Source organism: Chamaesiphon sp. OTE_8_metabat_110, from assembly GCF_031382685.1.
In the GTDB taxonomy this organism is placed as follows: Bacteria; Cyanobacteriota; Cyanobacteriia; order Cyanobacteriales; family Chamaesiphonaceae; genus Chamaesiphon.
Genome location: NZ_JANMZA010000485.1, coordinates 1 through 5,933, shown reverse-complemented (window position 1 = coordinate 5,933; position 5,933 = coordinate 1). Strand labels below are relative to the sequence as shown.

Annotated in this window: 7 protein-coding genes and 1 pseudogene; 4 read left to right on the top strand and 4 right to left on the bottom strand. The window is 45.6% G+C overall.

Translation table 11 applies throughout. The annotated features are described in order from the left end of the window. The first annotated feature begins 236 nt into the window (after window positions 1–236). The 4 genes from RMO52_RS17910 (at window position 237) to RMO52_RS17895 (ending at window position 3,051) form a co-directional block, all read left to right on the top strand. Window positions 237–1,127: an aspartoacylase gene (locus RMO52_RS17910; protein WP_310416923.1), complete on the top strand. Its 891-nt coding sequence runs from the start codon at window positions 237–239 to the stop codon at window positions 1,125–1,127. A gap of 116 nt (window positions 1,128–1,243) precedes the next feature. Next, window positions 1,244–1,597, top strand: a complete 354-nt coding sequence (locus tag RMO52_RS17905; RefSeq protein ID WP_310416921.1) for a hypothetical protein — start codon at window positions 1,244–1,246, stop codon at window positions 1,595–1,597. Continuing rightward, window positions 1,598–2,086, top strand: coding sequence for a hypothetical protein (locus RMO52_RS17900; RefSeq protein WP_310416918.1), 489 nt, complete (start codon window positions 1,598–1,600; stop codon window positions 2,084–2,086). Continuing rightward, the gene (locus RMO52_RS17895; RefSeq protein WP_310416914.1) at window positions 2,083–3,051 is read left to right on the top strand and encodes a histone deacetylase; all 969 of its coding nucleotides are present in this window, start codon (window positions 2,083–2,085) and stop codon (window positions 3,049–3,051) included. Before RMO52_RS17900 ends, RMO52_RS17895 begins: the two co-directional genes overlap by 4 nt. Window positions 3,052–3,334: 283 nt before the next feature. On the opposite strand, the pseudogene RMO52_RS24800 reads toward RMO52_RS17895, so the two are convergent. The 4 genes and pseudogenes from RMO52_RS24800 to RMO52_RS17880 form a co-directional block, all read right to left on the bottom strand. After that, window positions 3,335–3,592 (bottom strand): annotated as a pseudogene (locus RMO52_RS24800) (clan AA aspartic protease); the annotation flags it as partial. Then, window positions 3,592–3,888 (bottom strand): hypothetical protein, encoded by a 297-nt coding sequence (locus RMO52_RS17890; protein WP_310416912.1) that lies wholly within the window; start codon window positions 3,886–3,888, stop codon window positions 3,592–3,594. The gene RMO52_RS17890 and the pseudogene RMO52_RS24800, both read right to left, overlap by 1 nt. Before the next feature lie 60 nt (window positions 3,889–3,948). After that, window positions 3,949–5,079, bottom strand: coding sequence for a pentapeptide repeat-containing protein (locus tag RMO52_RS17885; RefSeq protein ID WP_309739551.1), 1,131 nt, complete (start codon window positions 5,077–5,079; stop codon window positions 3,949–3,951). Window positions 5,080–5,418: 339 nt separating this feature from the next. After that, window positions 5,419–5,802, bottom strand: a complete 384-nt coding sequence (locus RMO52_RS17880) for a P-II family nitrogen regulator (protein ID WP_309739550.1) — start codon at window positions 5,800–5,802, stop codon at window positions 5,419–5,421. Between the last annotated feature and the right edge of the window lie 131 nt (window positions 5,803–5,933).

Below are 5,933 nucleotides of genomic sequence, written 5' to 3'. Positions count from 1 at the left end.
CCGCCGCACTAGTAATACTCCCCGCTTCGACAACAGCTAGAAAGTAACGCAAGTCGCGAAGTTCGATCGCTTTTACCGCTTCTGTCGTATTCACGATATCCAGATTCTATAACTATCGGGTTATATTAACATGTAAAATTGACTATTGCAGTTATATATTGTTGCGATTATGGTGATGGAGCAAGGCGATCTAGTGACGAACTGGATTACTGAGTAACTTTACACAAGATGCACTGATGATAGCTAAACCGATCGAGAAAATTGCCATTGTCGGCGGTACCCACGGCAATGAGCTGACTGGCGTATATGTGGTAGAAAAGTTGGCTCGGTTTCCAGAGCGGCTGGCGCAATATAGTTTTGAAGTCGTGACCTTATTAGCTAATCCCCAGGCGGTAGCGGCAAATCGACGTTATGTCGATCGAGACTTGAACCGGAGTTTTGACAATGACGATCTGGCGAATCCAGTATTGACTGGTTATGAAGATAGCCGCGCTAAGGAGATTGCCCAAGCTCTCAAACATGTCGATCTGATTATCGACCTGCATAGCTCGACGAGTCAAATGGGGCTGACGATTTTGCCAGCCAGTACCCATCCATTCAACCTGCGGCTGTCGGCTTATTTGAGCCAAATTCATCCCGATGTCCGAATTTGCGGATTAAACAATGCTGAAAATCCGATGCTGCGATCGCTTTCCCCATTAGGCTGTACGATCGAAGTTGGTGCTGTCGCTCAGGGAATTCTCGATGCCGATCTATTTGCCAAAACAGAGCTGCTGATTTATGCAGTTTTAGACTATGTAGCAGCGATGAATGCAGGTACGCCCTTACCCGCGCCTGATGAAGTCACCGTGTACAAAACCCTCACCTCGATCGATTATCCCCGCGACACAGCGGGTAAACTGCAAGGGATGATTCATCCCCACCGTCAATTCCAAGACTATCAACCATTACATCCCGGCGATCCGTTATTTGTGACATTTATGGGCGAGACAATTCCTTATGCAGGTACGGATACTGTGTACCCAATTTTCATTAATGAAGCCGCCTACTATGAAAAAGGGATTGCCATGACTTTCACCGACAAACAGCAATGGCAAGTTGAAACGGGTGTAGCTTCTTTAGGATAAACTCGTGCAAGATCGACAGAGTTATTTTCTTAAACTGCCGATCGCCCATTAGCATTCCAAAATAGTCACGCACATCACAATATTATTTTCTCGATCGATGGGAGGATAATCTGATTGTGACGGGAGCAACCTCAGTGAGTCAAGGACTAGTATTTTTAATTTTGCTCGTTGCGGCTGCCTTAGAAGTTGGGGGCGATGCTTTAGTAAGAAAGGGGTTGCAGAGTCGCGGACTGGTGCAGCAAGTTGAGTTTATTCTCTTGGGCGGGTTGACGCTATTGGGCTACGGAATTATAGTGAACTTGCCTGCTTGGGATTTTGGTAAATTGTTGGGGGTTTACGTCACCCTATTTTTCATGGTGGCTCAATTAATTAATTATTTTGGATTCGGTCAAATACCTAGCATTTCGATCTGGGTGGGAGGTGCTTTAATTGTCACAGGTGGATTGGTGATTACCTTCTGGAGAGTTTGAGTGAGTGTCAGAATCTATGTGTGGTTGCCGACAGGCGGCAAAGTAGGTCATTCATCAATGCAGGTTGGCGATCGAGCCTACGTCAGTTTGTGGCCGGGTAATGGGCGCAAGGGGTTCGTGAGGAGCGCGATTCAGAAAATGACGATGAATGTTAAGCGCAAACCATTTTACAGGGACTATGCGGCAGATTTGGCCGCAGAGGGAGCCGATCCGATCGTGGTGGAATTGGAATCACTCGATGAAGTGGCTATTCAGAAGTACTGGGAAAAAGTACAAGCCAGTGGATTGGAGTACGAATTGACGGAGTTTAACTGTTCGACGATCGTGGCTAATACGCTCTATATCGGGTCGAATTTGCAACCTTCATTTCAACCCCGCGCCGAGATCGATACCTACGTGGGGTTAGGCATTCCCTTGGGTGAGATAGACGCATGGGAACCAAAACATATTTTGCAATACGCCAAGGAAATTAAGCGATCGCGGGGATGATGGAACCTACTAAAATTCGACCCAAATTAGTTTACTCGCCAGGATATGACATTCGCTGGCTGGGAATAGAAAAACTGCATCCACTTGACGGTTGCAAATATGGCCGCACCTGGAAAGTTTTGCTCGATCGATTTGGCGATAAGTTGCAGTCGGCAACGATTACCCCAACAGCAGCGACAGTAGAACTGCTGCAAACCATCCACACGCCCGAATATCTCCAGCAGTTAACGAACTCCCACTATGTCGCCCAAGTATTAGAACTATCCTCCCTCGATTGGGTGCCCAATGGCATTCTCGATCGCCATGTGTTACAACCGATGCGGCTCGCCACGATGGGGACGGTTATTGCTGCCGAAACTGCTCTAGAAACCGGAATCGCCATCAATTTATCCGGTGGATATCACCATGCTAGACGCGATCTCGGAGCGGGATTTTGCGTCTACTCAGATATCGCGATCGCCATTGCCAGCCTCCGCCAATCTGGGCAACTTACCGCCACCGACTCAATTGCAATTATCGATCTCGATGCCCATCAGGGTAATGGTTTAGCGCGAATTTTCGAGTGCGATCGCACGGTCCACATCCTCGATATGTATAACCAGAATATTTACCCCCAAGATCGTCGGGCGATCGAGCGAATCGATCGCAATCTTCCCCTCACATCGGGAACGCGAGATGCTGAATATCTCGACAAACTTCAGCAGTATTTACCCAGCTTTTTAAGTTCGATAGAGCGACCCAAAATCGCCTTCTACAACGCCGGAACTGACATTTATGAGGACGATCCTCTCGGTCGGCTAAAGATCTCGGCAGAGGGGGTATTAGCACGCGATCGGTTTGTGTTTCAGACCCTGGTTGCTGCGAGAATTCCAGTGGTAATGGTGTTGAGTGGTGGCTATACTTCTGAAAGTTATCAGTTGGTGGCGAAGAGTGTTGGCGAAGTGTGGGAAACTTGGGGTTTATAGCGATCTATTTCTGAAATAATTCTTGTTATGTGTAGATCTAACGTTGCCCGTTAGCAGCGACCCACAAACTTAACAACTCAGCAGATCTACTTTCTTTCCACCACTGCACGGGCGTTGTGCTGCGGTCGCTTCCAACGACTTTAATACTTATCAAATAAGAATGATTCACCGTGGAGATACACAGAAATATGCTCCTTCGTAACATCCTTCACAGTGTCCGAAACTCCCTGCTGCTCCTGTGGATTACTTACATGAAAAGACAATACATCTATCATTGCCATGATATCGTGCGATATTGCCCATCCCAAATGGTTGTTCCGGTGTAAAAATCAAACAAGACTTCGCTACCATCACCCAAGGTCGCTGAATTGGAAATCGTCCAAGGCAACCCAAGGCGAACAATAATTTCAGATGGCAAAGACAGAAATCCATCGAATCCGGTGTCAATCACAGTGCTGATGACTTCTCATTGCCCAGATGAATTACCAACCACAAGGGGAAGTGTTGCTTCTCGACGCAAATTCACAACTCCGTAAATCATTAATTCTTTTTCAAACTCCGCGAGCCAAAATGATAAACGGCGCGATGCCCAATCCGAATCCCCCAAGGTTGAGCATTGGGCTGACGATCGAATAACCGATCGGTTGCACCCATGACAGTTTCATCGACCTCAAAATCTCCGGTTTCAATGTCGATCGCCACAATCTTACCCTCATTTCCAGCCTCTACCTGTTGCCGAATGCCAGACTCATAGAGTTCTTGCCCACGTTGAGCTAACTCTTCTTTGCTGTAGCGTCTTTGGCGTTGGTGAAACCTCTCCTCTGGAGAAACTGCCATAGTCAGACCTCAATTACAACTCGTCTCCTTCATTTTAGCTCACAGTAGATCTAAGTCTGTCTATATTTGCTTCATCCCCTGTTTAATCGGTGAGAACTTACTGTGAAATTCTGTTTTTTCATCATATATAGCACCCTGTAAATTAGCACCAACGAGTTTGGCTCCATACAACTTTGCTCCAGCAAAATTTACCTTACTGCAATTAGTACCTTTCAATTCGGCTCCAAATAAATTGGCTCCTGATAAGTTGGCTCTGTGTAGATTCGCTCCTTGCATGTTTGTTTCGCGTAAATCGGCAGATTCTAAATTTGCATCTGACAAATTTGCTCGATTTAAATTGGCACCAAATAGATCTACTTCTGACAAGATCGATCGCTCTAAATTAGCTTCAATTAAATTTGCAGCGAGTAAATTTGCTCGACTCAGATTAGCGGCTACTAAGTTTGCTTTGCTCAAATTAGATTTATTCAAATTCGCAGTAGTCAGATTTACAAACAGTAAATTAGCATGATTCAAATTGCTATGTTCGAGATTTGTGGTGATTAATGATGCGCCTTCTAGATTAGCTTCGGATAAATTTGACCAGCTTAAATTAGCTCGATCGAGTGTGGCTTTATATAAATTAGCTTTAATTAAAATTGCTCTATGCAAATTCGCATCGCTCAGATATACTTCAATTAAATTGGCTCCTGTCAAGTTTACTCGCTCGAAGATTGCGCTATTGAGGATTGCTTGAAATAATACCGCATCCATCAATTCTGACTGCATGAAATCTGTAGAAATTGCAGTTACTCGGCTCAAATTAGCCCGTTGTAAGTTTGCTAAACCGAAATCGCAACGGCTGAGAATGGCACTTTCTAAACTTGCTTGACTGAGGTTGGCAGTTCCCAGGCTGGCACCTGTGAGATCGGCTTCGTATAAATTGGCTCGATCTAAATTCGATCGATTCAATTTTGCAAATTGTAAATTCGCCCGCACTAAATCGGCTTTGCTCAGATTAGCACCTGCTAAAATTGCTCTGCTCAAGACTGCTTTAAATAAGATTGCTTTGCTGAGATTGACTTTGGCTAATTGTGCGGATTGGAGATCGGCGGCGGAAAGCTGTGCTGCTTCAAAATCTCGATCGCCAGCGGCATACTCTAGCAATAGTTCCGCGCTACTTTGAACGATCTTTTTTTGGCGTTGAGGCATAATCGTTCGCGTAGCGTGCCGTAGGCAATCGAAAATACTATCCTCATCATTAGACTTACTCTCAGTCGATCGGTGTATTCAGCGACAAAATCCTGTCCAAAAATTCACCGCGTCCCTTTGCGGAACGCAAAGATAATAAAGTTTGAAAATCGGGTGATGTTCCGAATACTCAAAGTGGTTTTAACCACTTCTTGTGATGCAAAGTCTGCCTACGCGGACTAGTAAATTAGTCCGCGTAGGCGGACTTTGCATCATTAGCCACGATTTGCGGCGCGCGCTCCGGAGGTTTCCTCCGGGTTTAGCGCGACAAGACACAATCGTAGGCGTTCTCGTAGGTAGCTAAACCGAACTTTCTTCCATGTCGGGAGTAAGTGCCTCAATCCCAGTTTCCCCTGTGCGAATGCGGACGGCTCTGGCAACTGGTAGCACAAACACCTTACCATCACCGATTTTGCCAGTGTGGGCGGTTTTGACGATCGTTTCGACAATTAAATCCGTTTTTTCGGAAGGTACGACCATTTCTAATCTCACCTTGGGAATAAAATCGATCGTAAATGGTTGACGATCCATATTGTACAGTCCCAAAAATGCCAACGGGCGACCTTTTTGACGACCGAATCCTTTGACTCCAGTGACTGTCAATCCTTGAATTCCCGCTTTTACCAATGCCTCTTTGACATCATCCAACTTGGACGGTTGGATGACTGCAATAATCAAATCCATACTTAGTTTGCTCCGACTTTAGGGCGATCGTCTTGTAGATATCTTAGATTAAGCAGTGCTTAGAGTCCCAACTTTGTTTCGATAATTAAGCTAAACATAGTTAGCATCACCATCAATGGGACAGCAACATA

Bases quoted from the DNA above. Each gene is read 5' to 3' on its own strand.
- RMO52_RS17910 (WP_310416923.1), top strand. From the start codon at position 237: ATGATAGCTAAACCGATCGAGAAAATTGCCATTGTCGGCGGTACCCAC.
- RMO52_RS17885 (WP_309739551.1), bottom strand. From the start codon at position 5,079: ATGCCTCAACGCCAAAAAAAGATCGTTCAAAGTAGCGCGGAACTATTG.
- RMO52_RS17880 (WP_309739550.1), bottom strand. From the start codon at position 5,802: ATGGATTTGATTATTGCAGTCATCCAACCGTCCAAGTTGGATGATGTC.
- RMO52_RS17890 (WP_310416912.1), bottom strand. From the start codon at position 3,888: ATGGCAGTTTCTCCAGAGGAGAGGTTTCACCAACGCCAAAGACGCTAC.
- RMO52_RS17895 (WP_310416914.1), top strand. From the start codon at position 2,083: ATGATGGAACCTACTAAAATTCGACCCAAATTAGTTTACTCGCCAGGA.